13 protein-coding genes are annotated in these 14,594 nt (G+C 34.6%); 8 read left to right on the top strand and 5 right to left on the bottom strand.

The genetic code is table 11. The features are described from left to right. Window positions 1-47: 47 nt before the first annotated feature. The gene (locus RQM59_RS04450; protein WP_349240875.1) at window positions 48-1,259 is read left to right on the top strand and encodes a TlpA disulfide reductase family protein; all 1,212 of its coding nucleotides are present in this window, start codon (window positions 48-50) and stop codon (window positions 1,257-1,259) included. A 1-nt stretch (window position 1,260) separates the two neighbouring features. On the opposite strand, the gene msrA is transcribed toward RQM59_RS04450, so the two are convergent. After that, window positions 1,261-1,926: a peptide-methionine (S)-S-oxide reductase MsrA gene (gene msrA / locus RQM59_RS04445; RefSeq protein ID WP_349240874.1), complete on the bottom strand. Its 666-nt coding sequence runs from the start codon at window positions 1,924-1,926 to the stop codon at window positions 1,261-1,263. 139 nt (window positions 1,927-2,065) lie between these two features. On the opposite strand from msrA, the gene dnaX reads away from it, so the two are divergent. Further along, window positions 2,066-3,754 (top strand): DNA polymerase III subunit gamma/tau, encoded by a 1,689-nt coding sequence (gene dnaX / locus RQM59_RS04440; RefSeq protein WP_349240873.1) that lies wholly within the window; start codon window positions 2,066-2,068, stop codon window positions 3,752-3,754. A 1-nt stretch (window position 3,755) separates the two neighbouring features. Here the strand turns inward: dnaX and RQM59_RS04435 are convergent, their stop codons facing one another. Continuing rightward, complete coding sequence (locus tag RQM59_RS04435; RefSeq protein WP_349240872.1) at window positions 3,756-5,573, bottom strand: cation:proton antiporter; 1,818 nt, start codon at window positions 5,571-5,573, stop codon at window positions 3,756-3,758. 132 nt (window positions 5,574-5,705) lie between these two features. Here RQM59_RS04435 and RQM59_RS04430 point away from each other — a divergent pair, with 132 nt between their 5' ends. Genes RQM59_RS04430 through RQM59_RS04415 form a run of 4 tightly spaced genes read left to right on the top strand, consistent with a single transcriptional unit; the run spans window position 5,706 to window position 9,778 of the window. After that, complete coding sequence (locus RQM59_RS04430; RefSeq protein ID WP_349240871.1) at window positions 5,706-6,539, top strand: universal stress protein; 834 nt, start codon at window positions 5,706-5,708, stop codon at window positions 6,537-6,539. Then, window positions 6,539-8,749, top strand: coding sequence for a SulP family inorganic anion transporter (locus RQM59_RS04425; protein WP_349240870.1), 2,211 nt, complete (start codon window positions 6,539-6,541; stop codon window positions 8,747-8,749). The genes RQM59_RS04430 and RQM59_RS04425 overlap by 1 nt, the downstream gene beginning before the upstream one ends. After that, window positions 8,730-9,311 (top strand): MiaE family protein, encoded by a 582-nt coding sequence (locus RQM59_RS04420; RefSeq protein WP_349240869.1) that lies wholly within the window; start codon window positions 8,730-8,732, stop codon window positions 9,309-9,311. The genes RQM59_RS04425 and RQM59_RS04420 overlap by 20 nt, the downstream gene beginning before the upstream one ends. 29 nt (window positions 9,312-9,340) lie before the next feature. Beyond that, a complete protein-coding gene (locus RQM59_RS04415; protein WP_349240868.1) occupies window positions 9,341-9,778 on the top strand; it encodes a DUF4268 domain-containing protein in 438 nt (145 codons plus the stop codon). A 74-nt stretch (window positions 9,779-9,852) separates the two neighbouring features. Here the strand turns inward: RQM59_RS04415 and RQM59_RS04410 are convergent, their stop codons facing one another. Further along, window positions 9,853-10,191 carry a DUF4870 domain-containing protein gene (locus RQM59_RS04410; protein WP_349240867.1) on the bottom strand — a complete coding sequence of 113 codons (339 nt, stop codon included), beginning with the start codon at window positions 10,189-10,191 and terminating at the stop codon, window positions 9,853-9,855. 102 nt (window positions 10,192-10,293) lie between these two features. Here RQM59_RS04410 and mnmE point away from each other — a divergent pair, with 102 nt between their 5' ends. Both mnmE and RQM59_RS04400 read left to right on the top strand, forming a co-directional pair. Beyond that, window positions 10,294-11,685 carry a tRNA uridine-5-carboxymethylaminomethyl(34) synthesis GTPase MnmE gene (gene mnmE, locus RQM59_RS04405; protein WP_349241456.1) on the top strand — a complete coding sequence of 464 codons (1,392 nt, stop codon included), beginning with the start codon at window positions 10,294-10,296 and terminating at the stop codon, window positions 11,683-11,685. 214 nt (window positions 11,686-11,899) lie between these two features. Then, on the top strand, window positions 11,900-12,838 hold the full coding sequence (locus RQM59_RS04400; protein WP_349240866.1) for a hypothetical protein: 939 nt from the start codon (window positions 11,900-11,902) through the stop codon (window positions 12,836-12,838). A gap of 219 nt (window positions 12,839-13,057) precedes the next feature. On the opposite strand, the gene RQM59_RS04395 is transcribed toward RQM59_RS04400, so the two are convergent. Both RQM59_RS04395 and RQM59_RS04390 read right to left on the bottom strand, forming a co-directional pair. Then, the gene (locus RQM59_RS04395) at window positions 13,058-13,213 is read right to left on the bottom strand and encodes a hypothetical protein (RefSeq protein WP_349240865.1); all 156 of its coding nucleotides are present in this window, start codon (window positions 13,211-13,213) and stop codon (window positions 13,058-13,060) included. A 385-nt stretch (window positions 13,214-13,598) separates the two neighbouring features. Then, window positions 13,599-14,360, bottom strand: coding sequence for a LytR/AlgR family response regulator transcription factor (locus tag RQM59_RS04390; RefSeq protein WP_349240864.1), 762 nt, complete (start codon window positions 14,358-14,360; stop codon window positions 13,599-13,601). Window positions 14,361-14,594 lie beyond the last annotated feature (234 nt).

The following is a 14,594-nucleotide window of genomic DNA, read 5'->3' as shown; positions in this document are numbered from 1 at the left end:
AAGTTATATCTAATACGTACTACCTTTATTTATCAAAATACTTTTTAATGAGATACGTCATTTTTCTTTTAACTGCAATTTTCATCATTTCATGTTCAAAAAAGGAACATCAAACATTAAAAAAAGGAACCTATAAAGCAGAGCTCTTGGTTCAGGATAATCAGATTTTACCATTCATTTTCAAAGTTGATAACGAAAAATCTATTAGAGTATTTAATGCTAATGAAGTGATTGATGTAAATGAGATTACCTATAAAAATGATTCTGTTTATATTCAAACTCCTGTTTTTGAAGGGTATATTGTCGCTAAGATTGAAAATGGTGTGTTACAAGGAAGCTTTATCAAGGAAAGTTTGGATAGAGTCGTTCCGTTTAAAGCATCACCAAGCACTGACAGATTTCGAATATTCTCTCAAGACACTCCTAAAATAGTTCAAGGGGTTTGGGAAGCTGTGTTTAGTCAAAATATAGAAAAAGATGAGTACATCGCTAAAGGAATTTTCAAGCAGAATGGAAATACGGTTACAGGAACTTTTAGAACCACAACGGGAGATTACAGGTACTTGGAAGGTGTTATGGATAAAGATTCTCTAAAATTATCTACGTTTGATGGAGCGCATGCTTTTTTATTTCAGGCTAAAGTAACGGATTCAACGATGACTGGGGTCTTCTATTCCGGAAATCACTGGAAAGAACCTTTTATTGCAAAAAGAAATGACGCCTATGAACTACCGTCGGCCAATACACTAACCTTTCTAAATAAAGGATATGATCGTTTTGATTTCAGTTTTGAAAACGAGCAAGGAAAACTGATCTCCTTAAACGACAAACAGTTTCAAAATAAAGTAGTGGTGGTACAAGTTATGGGAACCTGGTGTCCTAACTGCCTAGATGAGAGCAAGTACTATACAAAGTATGCAAAGGAACACCCTAATTCAAAGGTAGCCTTCGTGGCACTGGCGTTTGAATATGCTAAGACTAAGGAAATTGCTTTTAAACGCATTCAAAGGCTGAAGCGTAAGGTAGGAATTCCATATCCAATTTTGTTAGCACAATATGGATCTTCAGATAAAAAATTAGCACAGGAAAAATTACCTATGCTAAATCATATTATCTCTTATCCTACTAGTATATTTATCGATAAACAAGGAAAGGTGAGAAAAATTCATACTGGTTTTAATGGTCCCGCTACGGGTCAAAAGTATCTCGACTTTCAAAAAGAATTCGAAAGTTTTATTGATACCCTTTCTAAAGAATAGCCTAATGGGCACCTTTTTTTAATAACTCAGGAAACTTCTTCTTAAACCTATTTAGCCTAGGTATAGATACTGCTTTTACATATGGCTGATTAGGGTTTCTTCTTTCAAAATCCTGGTGGTAATCTTCTGCCTTATAAAATTTTGTGTGCTTTGTTACCTCGGTAACTACCTTGCCATTGTATACTTCTTTGTTCAATACATTAATCGCATCTTCTATAATTTTCTTCTCTTTATCATTACTATAAAAAGCAATAGATCTATACTGAGTTCCATAATCTGGATGCTGTCCATTTTTTGTAGTTGGGTCGTGCGAACCAAAGAATACAGCTACCAACGTCTTAAAACTTACTTTTTCAGGATTGTAATATACCGCCACAGTTTCCGCATGTCCAGTTCTTCCTGTTCCAATCTTTTTATAGGTAGGGTCCTTAGTAAATCCACCAGCATATCCAGAAACAGCTTCCTCTACCCCTCTTACACTTTCAAAAACGGCCTCTACACACCAAAAGCATCCACTTGCAAAATATGCAACTTTTAACTCTTTATTGGTTTGCACTACTGCTATATCATTTTTTAGCATACTTGTATTCCTTTCATTTGTAAATCCAAAACAGGAAATCAATAAAAAAAAGGAGAATATCGTAGCTGATGTTTTTAAAGTTTTCATTTCTTCTATGTTTTAAGACTTTGTCGAAAGCACTATCGTTTTTGTACAATTGTTTACAACTTTAAGATTTTGTTAAGAATCATTATTGTAAAAAATGATGTAGATACTTACATTTGTTTCTCAAAGATACCGATTATCCATGGAGCATTTTATCGTTTCTGCACGTAAATATAGACCTCAAAATTTTGAGGATGTTGTTGGGCAACAAGCCATTACAAATACGTTAGAAAATGCGATAAAGAATAACCATTTGGCACAAGCATTATTATTTACAGGTCCAAGAGGAGTTGGGAAGACATCTTGCGCTAGAATTTTAGCGAAAAGAATCAATCAGGAAGATATCGAGGTAAGCGAAGATGAAGATTTTGCTTTCAATATTTTTGAATTAGATGCCGCTTCTAACAATTCTGTAGATGATATCCGGAACCTGACAGATCAGGTTCGAATTCCACCACAAACTGGTAAGTATAAAGTATATATTATTGATGAGGTTCACATGTTGTCTCAAGCTGCATTTAATGCATTCTTAAAAACCTTAGAAGAACCACCAGCACATGCAATTTTCATCCTAGCAACCACTGAAAAGCACAAGATCATTCCAACGATACTATCTCGTTGTCAAATTTTTGATTTTAAACGAATTAGTGTATTAGATGCAAAGAACTACCTGAAAACCATTAGTGAAAAAGAGAATATTAGCGCCGAAGATGATGCGCTACACATTATAGCTCAAAAGGCAGATGGTGCCATGCGAGATGCTTTATCCATTTTTGATAGAGTCGTAAGTTTTTCTGGAAGTAATCTAACGAGAGAGGCGGTAACTCAAAATCTTAATGTATTAGATTTTGAAACCTACTTTGCAATGACAGATTTATTGCTAGGAAACAAGATTCCCGAAGTATTAGTTGCATTTAACACTATATTAGGTAAGGGTTTTGAAGGTCATCATTTTATTAATGGATTGGCTTCTCATTTTAGAGATTTGTTGGTTGCCAAAGACACGGCTACCTTAGAGCTACTTGAAGTTGGCGATGCCACAAAAAAGAAGTATTTAGAACAGTCTGTGAAGACACCTATAGGTTTTTTAGTACAAGCCATAGATAAAGCAAATGCTTGCGATCTAAATTATAGAGCTAGCAAAAATCAAAGACTGTTGGTTGAACTAACTTTGATGCAAATTGCCTCTATCACTTTTGATGGAGAAAAAAAAAAGTCAGCTAACTACATAATTCCAGCTACTTTTTTCACATCCATTATTCCGGCTGCTAAAGAATTGAAAAAGCCGAAACCACTAACCGTACAAAACGAAACACCTAAAGTAGTCGCAGAACCTAAGCCTGAGATTAAGAAACCTGTTCTTAAAAATATTACGAGACGTTCATCTGCACTTTCTTTAAAGAGCGTTCATCAGAAAAAGGAAGAAAAGAAACCTGTTGATGAAGAAAATTATGACAACCACCCAAAAACGCCATTTACACAAGAAGAGTTACTAAAAACTTGGAAAAAATACTATGGTAAGTTGATTAAAAAAGGAGAGAAATCCATTGCTTCTATTCTAATTACTGATGAACCTATATTGAAAGATAATTTTGTGGTTCAATTTACCTTACCAAATACATTGATGAAAGATCAATTGCGACAAGGGACTCCTAAGTTATTACTGCATTTACGGGAATCCTTGAACAATTATGGGATTTCATTGGATGTACAAGTAAACGAAACCATAGAGAAGAAGTTTGCCTATACGCCTCAAGAAAAGTATAACAAATTAAAGGAGAAAAATCCAATGATCGAGAAACTCAAAGATCGTTTTCAATTGGACCTATAATCTAAACTTTATCTCCAACATAGACTAGAATGCAATCTTTCTTTGGTAAATCTTTCGATTCAAATTCTGTCAATAAATAGATGTTTTCATCTTGTGATATCACAAATAAAGGCACGCATTCTAAATGCTGATGCAACTTTTCTAAACTAGATTGATATGTTTGGTCAGAATCGATTTTGATCTCATGAATTTCTGGGTAATCCCTCACCGTCTCACTTAAATTAATATAATCATCTTTAGGAGAAAAGAGTACGTCTTTGTGTTCAAAATCTCGATCTTTAACCTCTTGAGCGGTTGCTAAACGAAAAGCTCCATGCTCTCCAAATTCTTTTGATAGATTTTTTAACGCATATTCATTTACGGCATCACTTCCTGTTAAAGCTATTAAATAGCCTATATCATTTAATTCTATATTATCGGATAGGTCGTCGTCGTAGATATTGAATTCGAATGCTTCAACACCTTCTTTTTGCGCATCTTCTATAAAGGCTTTGTTTGAATCGATAAGCACTACCCGTTTACCAAATTTCTGTAAGTAACCAGCAATCAATCTAGAAGCTTTAGAGGCTCCTACAATTAGAATTCCATCTGAATCTTTCAGAAAGACTCCTACTACTCTAGCAAATAAGCGTGCCGTAGTAGCATTGAGTAAAACGGTCCCTAACACGATCATAAATACTAAAGGTGTAATATATTCCGCACCAGCTACTCCTTGTTTGAGCAACTTGCTACCAAAAAGTGAAGCAATTCCTGCAGCTACAATACCTCTTGGTCCTACCCAGCTAATGAAAAGCTTTTCATTTAATTTTAAATTGGACTTATGCGTACTTAATAATACTGCAAGGGGTCGTATTACAAAAACAACTAGAATAAATAATACAGCTGTTTTCCAATTGTATAATAGTAATAGATCTTCAATGTTTATGTTGGCGGCAAGTAATATAAACAGCATCGAAATCAATAATACGCTCAACGACTCTTTAAAATACAGTAGCTCCTTAAGATTGTTTAACTTGCTATTACCCAATACCATTCCCATTACCACCACAGCGAGTAATCCTGATTCATGTGCAAAAATTTCTGATTCTACAAAAACTAATAATACCGTTGATAGGGACACCACGTTTAAGAGGTAGTGTGGAATCCACTTTTTATTAATTACAAAGGCCAATGCATGTGCAAAAGTAAATCCAAAAGTAGTTCCGAATAACAGGATCTTACCAAACTCAGTTAATGCTGTTTTCGTAAACCCGCTGTCTCCTCCTACACTAATAAACTCAAACACCAATACGGCTACCAGTGCACCAATAGGGTCTATTAATATACCTTCCCATTTTAAAACAGTTGACACATCTTTCTTTAGCGGAATATTTCTCAGGATCGGTGTAATTACCGTAGGACCTGTTACGATAATCAATCCAGAAAACAGAAATGACAATTCCCAACTAAGCCCAAACGTATAATGCGCTACAACACCTGCTCCGAAAAAAGTTACTGCAGATCCAAGTGTAATCAGTTTTGTAATGACCGGACCTACGTTTTTAATTTCATTTCGCTTCAAGGTCAAACCTCCTTCAAAAAGAATAATACTAATAGCTAAAGAGACAAAATAATATAAATAGTCTCCAGGGAAGAGCCCTTTTGTACCATTCCAAACAGGTTCTATATATTTTGATCCGTCATCTGTAAGGAATTCAGCCGCTATAGGGCCTACAAGTAACCCTATTAAAATTAAAGGGAGTATTGCCGGAATCTTAAACTTCCATGCAAACCACTGTGCTAAAATTCCTAAAATAATGATTCCTGCGAGCTCTAACATGCTGATATTAAGTTTGATCTAAAAATACTAAAATCTTTGATTGTGCTTTCTTCAAAAATAAAAATTTTAAGCTTTTTTGGGCTTTCATTTTATTTCCTATCTTGTGCTTGAAACACAAACTTACAAAGGCACTTGCAAAAGATACAAAAGATACTCATAGGAATTGCTTTTTCACCAAATTTAAAGGCCAATTTCTTTGAAGCAGCGAGAATCGCAAATATGTTCAATTCCGAATTAGTCGGTGTTCACGTAGGAGAAAAATCAGCAGAAAAAGAGAAAGCACTCATGGCTTTGGCCAAAGAAGCTCCAAAGCTTACCATTCCCTTAAAAACAATCTGGCAAAAAGGAAAACCTATTGATGTGTTGCTAACAGCTACTAAAGACGAATCTATTGATCTCTTGATTCTGGGAGCGCTTCAACAAGAAAACATTTATAAATATTATGTGGGTTCCATCGCACGAGAGTTAACAAGAAAAGCCGCATGCTCAGTATTACTGCTAATCAAACCATCTGTTGAAAGGGTTTCTTGTAAACAAATTGTAGTAAACGGCCTTAAAGATCAAAGAACAAGAGAAACCATACAAGCATCATTTCTGATTTCTAAAGGACTAGGATGTAAAAGAGTTACTATTGTAGAAGAAATTAGCCAAAGTGAAATTCATGTTAAGGTAAATGATGATGCTTCTTTAAGAAAAGCAACGATTAGAAGAGAACGTCTCAAAATGAGAGAAGATTCCAGGGTTAATAAAATATTAGAGGAAATAGATACAAACGATATTGCGGTAAAAAAACAAAGTATTTTTGGTAAACGAGGGTATTCTATTGGGCATTATGCTAAAGTAAAAAGAGCTGACCTATTAGTAATGAATGCTCCGAAAAAGACGGGTCTTTTAGATCGAGTTTTTCCGCATGATTTAGAGTATATCTTGTCAGAATTACCAACTGATGTATTAATAGTTAAATAATGAGTAAAAGAGGTACTGTTAAAACATTTGTAGGTCAATTACCACAGAATATTTTTTCTGGTTTTGTAGTTTCATTGGTGGCATTACCCTTAGGACTGGGGCTAGCATTAGCATCTGGTGCTCCACCCATTTCTGGAGTGATTGCGGCTATCGTTGGCGGAATCGTTTGCTCCATCCTTGGAGGATCTCAGGTTACTATTACAGGTCCGGGAAATGGATTGGTCGTTGTTATTTTAAGTGCTATTACTATCTTAGGTAATGGCAATATGTATGAAGGTTATCTCTTTACTCTGGCTGCCATTATTATTTCTGGAGTACTCATGTTCATCTTGGGTATTTTAAGACTGGGGTCTTTAAGTAACTTCTTTCCTTCTTCTGCAATTCAGGGAATGCTTGCAGCCATTGGTATCGGTATTTTCGCCAAACAAGTACACGTAATGTTGGGAGATCTTTCCGCCAAAGGAAGTATCGTCGATTTACTCGTTATGGTTCCTGGAGGCATCCTAGACTATATCCAAACCAATAGTACAAGCGTTTTCTATGCAGGATCTATTGGTATTATTAGTCTGTTGATCATGATTTTTTATAGCAAGATCAGAAATCGATATTTTCAATTGATCCCTGCTCCTATGTGGATTATTGTATTCAGTATAGCTTTCTATTATTATTTTGACATTTTTTCAGCATCTAAATATCCTATTGATCAAGAATTACTGATCAATTTACCAGATAAGATCTTTGGAAAATTTCCGCAACCTAACTTCGAGAAACTTCTTGAATTCGAGTTTATTAGTGCTGTTATTGCTATTACATTGATTGCCAGTATTGAATCTTTACTGAGTATTAACGCGGTTGACAAACTAGACCCCATGAAACGTAGGTCGAATATTAACAAGGATATTAGAGCATTAGGTATTGCAACTATAATTAGCGGTTTTTTAGGGGGACTAAATGTAGTGACCGTAATTGCAAGAAGTTCTATCAATGTAAATAATAAAGGAAGTAATCGATCGGCAAATCTATTTCATGCTACTTTCTTAGTGTTATTTATACTACTCTTAGCCAGCGAATTAAGGCATATCCCTTTAGCGGCCCTTGCAGCCATTCTTGTCTATACAGGATATAAATTGGCTTCACCAGAAAACATTCGAAAAACATTTAGAATTGGCTCAGAACAGCTGATCATTTTTATGGTGACCTTATTGGTCACGATTACCACAAATCTTATTACTGGAATTGTTATTGGTATAATTACTACGTTCATCATTCACGTGATTATTAACAAGAATTTTGGCATGTTTGCTAGTAACTTATTCAAACCGAATGTGCTCATGTTTAAAGAGGATGACACGTATTATGTAAGTGTGAAGAATTTTTCGAGTTTCCTAAACTATACCAAGTTAAAGACAAAATTAGATCAGATTCCTGAAACGGAAGACGTGATTATTGATTTTTCAATGTGTGATTTTGTAGATCATTCTGTGATGGAAAATGTATACAACTATGCCGAAAGTTTTAAGCGAAAAGGCGGACATTTTGAGGTTGTTGGCTTAGATGATTATAAGTCTGGGAGTACACACCCATTTGCCTTGCGTAAATTTGCCCTTTCTAAACCAAAAGACAAAAAACATAGCTTAACGAAACGACAAAAATCTCTAAGCTCTATTAGCGAAGAATTGCAATGGAACTATCAAGAGGTGCCACAAACGGAAATCACGGAACTTCCAGAATTCGGTTATTTTAAAACACGCCAGATCAAAAAAGTATCAAACATATTATCTAATGATCATTGTAGTTTATTCGATATTGATTTTTCCGAAGGAGAAATGATCGCTAAGCAAAATATAAAGGCAACGATGTTGCATATTGGTTTGGATAGCACTATTCCCGAATTTACCTTAGATAGAGAAGGTATCTTCGAATATATTATTCATTTTGCAGGCTTTAAAGATATCGATATTGACAGTCATCCTGATTTTTCAAAACGCTTTTACCTCTCTGGAAAAAATGAAGAAAAAATACGTTCGTTCTTTACAGATGATTTAATTTTGTTCTTTGAAAGTAACACCTATTATCACATTGAATCTAACGAAAAAGGATTACTGATTATAGGAAGAGAAAGATTGGCTGGTGTTAAAGAGATTAAATCACTTGCCGATTTTGGAATTCGTTTGACACAAATTATGAGTAATGTTAGGACTGCAGTTTGACACGAAAACTTCATGGGTAGAAGTAGCTAAAAATGGACTAGAGCAATTGTTAACCGATCATGCTTTTGCCGAGCAAAAAGCAGCATCTAATGCTGTTTCAATTATTATCAACTATTCAGAAGAAACGGCCTTAGTTAAGGATATGAGCGATATCGCAATTGAAGAAATGGAACATTTTAGAATGGTTCATAATTTGATGGTAAGTCGTGGCATGGTATTGGGTCAGGCAATCAAAAATGATTATGCCTTAAAGCTGCAAAAATTCTTTCCACATACAAAAGATAGAACAGAAGCTTTGATACATCGTTTATTAGTAGCTGCCCTTATTGAAGCTAGAAGCTGTGAACGTTTTAAAGTATTCTCTGAAAACATGGAAGATGAGGAACTCGTAGCATTCTATAAGGATTTAATGATCTCTGAAGCAAATCATTATACCTTATTCCTAGGATATGCTCGAGAGTACATGGATCGTGAAATTGTAGATGAAAAATGGAAAGCATTGTTGGCTTTTGAAGCCGAATTGATGCAAGAAAGAGGTACCCATGCAAAAGTACATGGCTAGTATATATACTCCTTAGACCACAACAATCTATGTTTAGTAGAGAAGAATCTGCACAACTGCGTAAAGAGTTTTGGACCAGTTTTGGAAAATCGTTTCCTAGAAAATGGCTCCTATACAATACCAAAATAAAAGGATTCAGTTTTAAATTTGTTGCTGACAGAAAAAAAGCGATGGTATGCTTAGACCTTGAACACCCTGATGAAATTGCTAACAAACTACTGTATGATCAACTATTGGCGCTAAAGAATCTCTTAGAGACTGATTATCTTCCTGAGGTTATTTTTGACGATTCCTACGAATTGGAAAATGGCAAGCTAATTCGTAGAATCTATGTCCCACACAACCAAAAGTTTAGTATCTATAACAAAAACTCCTGGAGAGATTGCTATGAATTCTTTGTAGACAAGATGCCTCAATTCGAGTTATTCTTTTATCAATTCGAGGATTTTATAAAACAAGCTATCTAGCGCATTCTAAAACAAAAAAAGCGCCCTACCGAGCGCTTTTAATTCAAATAATTATACACGTATACTTATAATTCTTAACTTAAGAATTGGATACTCAATGGGTAGTTCGGAGCTTGGTTATTACTCGCTTTGATCGCATTGATAATTGGAAAAATCAAGTAAAAGATTCCAATTAACAAAAACCCGAGCAAGCCCAATCCAAAAAAGAGTACTAGCGGAATACACATGAGCACATAAATAAACATGCTAATCCTAAAGTTCAGTATCGATTTTCCATGCTGATCCATTCCAATGACCTCATCTCTCTTTACCAACCATAAGATCAAAGGCACCACAAAGCCTCCTATGATCGTTACTAGATCTAGCAATTGACTTAAATGGGTAATGACTAATAATTGGTTATCTTTTCTCATGATCTCTACTTTTAAATGGTTGACTCTCTATTATATAGACGCCAAAATTTTAAGTTTGTTACATAATTATTACTGTTCAACTTTATGCGGTATATTTGCGCCATGGTTCAAAACGATACTATTATTGCCTTAGCGACTCCTGCAGGTGTAGGTGCTATTTCCGTTATACGATTATCTGGAGAAGAGGCTATTAATATAGCTTCTAAATTCTTCACCTCTGCACGTGGTAAGCGTTTGGAGGCGCAAAAATCACATACTATTCACTTAGGACATATTACCGAAAATGATAAAGTATTGGATCAAGTTTTAGTATCTATTTTTAAGAACCCTCATTCCTATACTGGTGAAAATGTGGTGGAGATTTCATGTCATGGATCGAGTTTTATTCAGCAAGAGATCATACAACTGTTTTTACAAAACGGATGTAGAATGGCTGACAATGGTGAATTTACCATGCGTGCTTTTTTGAATGGTAAAATGGATCTATCTCAAGCAGAAGCTGTCGCCGATGTTATTGCATCAAATTCAGCAGCATCACATCAAATGGCGATTCAGCAAATGCGCGGAGGCATTAGCAATGAGTTAGAAGAATTACGCGGTCAATTGTTGGACTTTGCTGCTTTGATTGAATTAGAATTAGATTTCTCAGGTGAAGATGTGGAATTTGCAGATAGAACAAAGTTCAAGGAACTGGTAAATACTATTTCTACGGTTTTGAAAAAATTGATTGATAGCTTTGCCTTCGGAAATGCAATGAAGAATGGAATTCCTGTTGCTATTATTGGCGAGCCCAATGTTGGAAAGTCTACTCTGCTAAATGCATTATTGAATGAAGAAAAGGCTATTGTATCTGACATTGCAGGAACGACCAGAGATGCTATTGAAGACGAACTGATCATCGATGGTGTTGCGTTTCGATTTATAGATACTGCAGGAATTCGTGAAACAGATGATGTAGTAGAAAGTATTGGGATTAAAAAGGCTTATGAAAAAGCAGAAAATGCGCAACTAATCATCTTTTTGATCGATTCGAATAAGTTCGTTCAAAATAAAAAGGCATTTATCACAGAAATTGAAACGATACAGGAACGTTTTCCTCAAAAACGAGTTCTAGTCATTGCGAATAAAATAGACGCTTTGGAAAATTCTCAGAAAGAAGATATTGAATCTACTGTTGCGCAAATCTTATTACTTTCTGCTAAGCAAAAAACAGGTATTGATCGTTTAGAAAACGAATTGACATCTTTAGTAAATACTGGAGCATTGAGCAATAACGAAACCATTGTAACGAACTCCCGTCATTTTGAAGCTTTAAATCTTGCCTTACAAAGTATCAACTCGGTTCGCGATGGAATTGATGCTAATATCTCTTCTGATCTTTTTGCGATTGATATTCGTGAGTGCTTACGTCATCTTGGAAATATAACCGGAGAGTATGATGTAGATAAGGATATTCTAGGGCATATCTTTTCCAACTTTTGTATCGGTAAATAAATTTTCTCTCCGAAAATCAAGAATATATTCTAATTGAGATGTAACCTTTTTTAATGATCTGAGTTATATACTATAATAAAGACACTAACTAAGGGAACTTATTATGGATCCACGCATACTGAAAAAGAAATGGATGCCCCCATCACAAGTTTATAAAATGATCCAATATTATATTTTACCTGCTGTGTTAGATTATAAATAGTAATTTTATAGTATGAAAAAAATAAAGTGGTTTATAGGATTCCTTAGTATCGCTGCAATATTGTATGCTTTTGTCTTAACAGATAAAAGCACTTATGAAAACGAAACAAGCACGAAAACAGATATCCAAAAGTCTTTGATGTATTTAGGGCAAAAACCTCCTAAAAAAACACCTAAGATCTTTGCTCCTGGTCTCATTTCCAAGAAGAATGAGTATGAGTTTGGATCCGTTTTTAATAAAGATGGTACAGAGTTTTTTTACGGAGTATCCACTAATAATGGAGAAATCATACGATATACAAAGCTTGAAGGAGATACGTGGAGTGCTTCAAAAACGCTAATGATACAGAAAAACTATGGTAATAACGACCCCTTTCTTTCTCCTGATGGAAACAGGTTATACTTTATTTCTCAAAGGCCGCTTGATGGTGTAGGAAATGCTAACAACTATGACATTTGGTACGTTGAGAGAAAAGATAAAGGGTGGTCAGAACCGATCAATGCAGGACCAAATATCAACACTGAAATGAATGAGTATTATATTTCCTTCACCAACGACGGTACTATGTATTTTTCGTCTAATAAGAACAATAATAACTTTGATATTTATGCCTCAAAATCTATTAATGGGGAGTTCCAAAAACCTGTTATTTTGAGCAATGCGATCAATACGCCAAGCTATGAGGCCGATGTTTTTATCGCACCAGATGAATCGTATATAATTTTCTGTGCCCAAAGAAAAGAAGGCTTGGGTCGTGGCGACTTATATATTAGTTTTAAAGAAGACGATGGGACTTGGTCGCAATCTGTCAACATGGGATCGCTTATAAATACTAAGGGCCATGAACTTTGCCCCTTTGTAACCAAAGATGGTAAGTACTTTTTCTATACAAGTAATCAAGATATTTATTGGGTAAGTACGGAGATATTTAAGAGGTACAAAAAGAAATAAGCCCATTTCCACAAAGTTTCTTTATCCGATAAAAGACAAAAATAGTTTTACTAAATAGCCAACGTCTTTTTTAAAAAGAAGCAGAAGTCATTGGTTAACAAAAGGAATATAATTGTTTCTGAGGGAACTTTAATGACTCCTCACTTCTTAAATATAATAATCTCAAAAAACATTCTTACTTACTATAAGTATAATGTATTGGAGAGGTAAGTTTATGTATTAGATCCCCGCAGACCCCATAATAAATACATAAACTACCTTTCCTTTCTTCAATTCATCTAGATCTTTAGATGAATTTTTAGTTAAAATTTCTGCATTAGAACTCTTAACCGCAATTTTCCCTGATGTAATACATACATCTCTGTTTTTATGCATCTCATCAGATACAGTACCAAAAATAAGTATGATTAATGTAGTTACTCTTTAAAATGATCCTTATGAAAAAAGAAGGCTCCTTTTTGTAATAAGTAGGTATGATTTATTATTTACGTCAATTCTCTTTTTAAAGTAACGACACTACAGAGAAGTATTTCTTTGAAAGATCAGTAAAAAGAAGAAGCCACAGACTCAAGAGTTTTCTGCAGCTTCCGTTATTAAGGGTACTAAAAAGTATAGTTCTTTTTCTTCTTTCAAAATGAGTTATAGAAAAGGTAGGTCTGCCAAGTGAATAAACCCCTATCCGAATGAGGGCAAACCTACTTTTCTATTATTTTTCACTAAATAAGAGTGAAAGGAGGGCTCTTTTATGCTAAAATTTTAGTTAGGCACTTACTTTAAATCCTTTTAATACGTTTAATAATTCTGATCTACGTGTTCTAGACACTTTTAATTTAGTTCCATCCGTTAGATGAACTTCACCATATTTCTGAGCATCTCTATTATAACTATCTAGATATTGGATATTTATCATATAGGAGTCGTGAATACGAATAAACCCATGTGCTGAGACACCATCTTCAAAGCTTCCCAAGTTTTGAGCAATCGTAATCGACTTTTCTCCATATGGTCTTACAATGGTATATCTTCCTGAAGATTCACAATACACAATATCATCTATGTTCATTAATTTATATCCTTTCGGAGTAGGCAGAAGAATCTTTTTCGATGGGTCGTATAACGAGTGTATCTTTTCTTTGATGGTTCTTTTTTGTTGCGCTCTTTTTAACTCTAATCTTTCCTGATAACGCTCTAGAATCTCTTCAATATCTTCCATCTTTGGAGGTTTTACGATATAATCTAAGGCATTATGTCGTATCGCCTCTATGGCATAATCTACTATTTTACACATAAAAACGATCTCGAAATTCACTTCGGGGATCTTTTTAAGTATTTGAAACCCACTTTTTTCAGGCATTTCTACTTCTAGAAAAACCAAGTTCGGTTCAGTTTCTGTAATCGCTTGTATACCTTTTTGAATCGTGCTTGCTTGTGCAACTACCGTTACACCTTCAAATAAAGCAAGTTTCTTGCTTAAATAACTTCTGGTCTTTAGATCTTTATCTATAATTACTACTTTTATCATACGACAGGGGTTTTGCGTATTAGACATTGAGCAGTACATACAGGGGATTTAACGTACGGGGGGAATAACTTCATAATTCTTTTGAGTTTAGTTGTCCCAAACATATTCTCATTATTCTCTACTAAAAAGGAAAATTCATAAGGTTTTGTAATTTAGGAACACAAAGTCTATTTTTTTCCTTAAAGATAAAAACCAGGATTTCATTCCTAAAAACATACATTTTACGAAATTACT

The organism is Asprobacillus argus, from assembly GCF_032248395.1.
Lineage (GTDB): Bacteria > Bacteroidota > Bacteroidia > Flavobacteriales > Flavobacteriaceae > Polaribacter > Polaribacter argus.
The sequence above is the reverse complement of the archived record's forward strand: the minus strand, read 5'-3'. Positions and strand labels throughout refer to the sequence as shown.

Coding starts and splice junctions, on each gene's coding strand:
- RQM59_RS04450 (WP_349240875.1), top strand. CDS start 48: ATGAGATACGTCATTTTTCTTTTAACTGCAATTTTCATCATTTCATGT.
- RQM59_RS04400 (WP_349240866.1), top strand. CDS start 11,900: ATGAAAAAAATAAAGTGGTTTATAGGATTCCTTAGTATCGCTGCAATA.
- RQM59_RS04420 (WP_349240869.1), top strand. CDS start 8,730: ATGTTAGGACTGCAGTTTGACACGAAAACTTCATGGGTAGAAGTAGCT.
- RQM59_RS04410 (WP_349240867.1), bottom strand. CDS start 10,191: ATGAGAAAAGATAACCAATTATTAGTCATTACCCATTTAAGTCAATTG.
- mnmE (WP_349241456.1), top strand. CDS start 10,294: ATGGTTCAAAACGATACTATTATTGCCTTAGCGACTCCTGCAGGTGTA.
- RQM59_RS04395 (WP_349240865.1), bottom strand. CDS start 13,213: ATGCATAAAAACAGAGATGTATGTATTACATCAGGGAAAATTGCGGTT.
- RQM59_RS04425 (WP_349240870.1), top strand. CDS start 6,539: ATGAGTAAAAGAGGTACTGTTAAAACATTTGTAGGTCAATTACCACAG.
- dnaX (WP_349240873.1), top strand. CDS start 2,066: ATGGAGCATTTTATCGTTTCTGCACGTAAATATAGACCTCAAAATTTT.
- RQM59_RS04435 (WP_349240872.1), bottom strand. CDS start 5,573: ATGTTAGAGCTCGCAGGAATCATTATTTTAGGAATTTTAGCACAGTGG.
- msrA (WP_349240874.1), bottom strand. CDS start 1,926: ATGAAAACTTTAAAAACATCAGCTACGATATTCTCCTTTTTTTTATTG.
- RQM59_RS04415 (WP_349240868.1), top strand. CDS start 9,341: ATGTTTAGTAGAGAAGAATCTGCACAACTGCGTAAAGAGTTTTGGACC.
- RQM59_RS04390 (WP_349240864.1), bottom strand. CDS start 14,360: ATGATAAAAGTAGTAATTATAGATAAAGATCTAAAGACCAGAAGTTAT.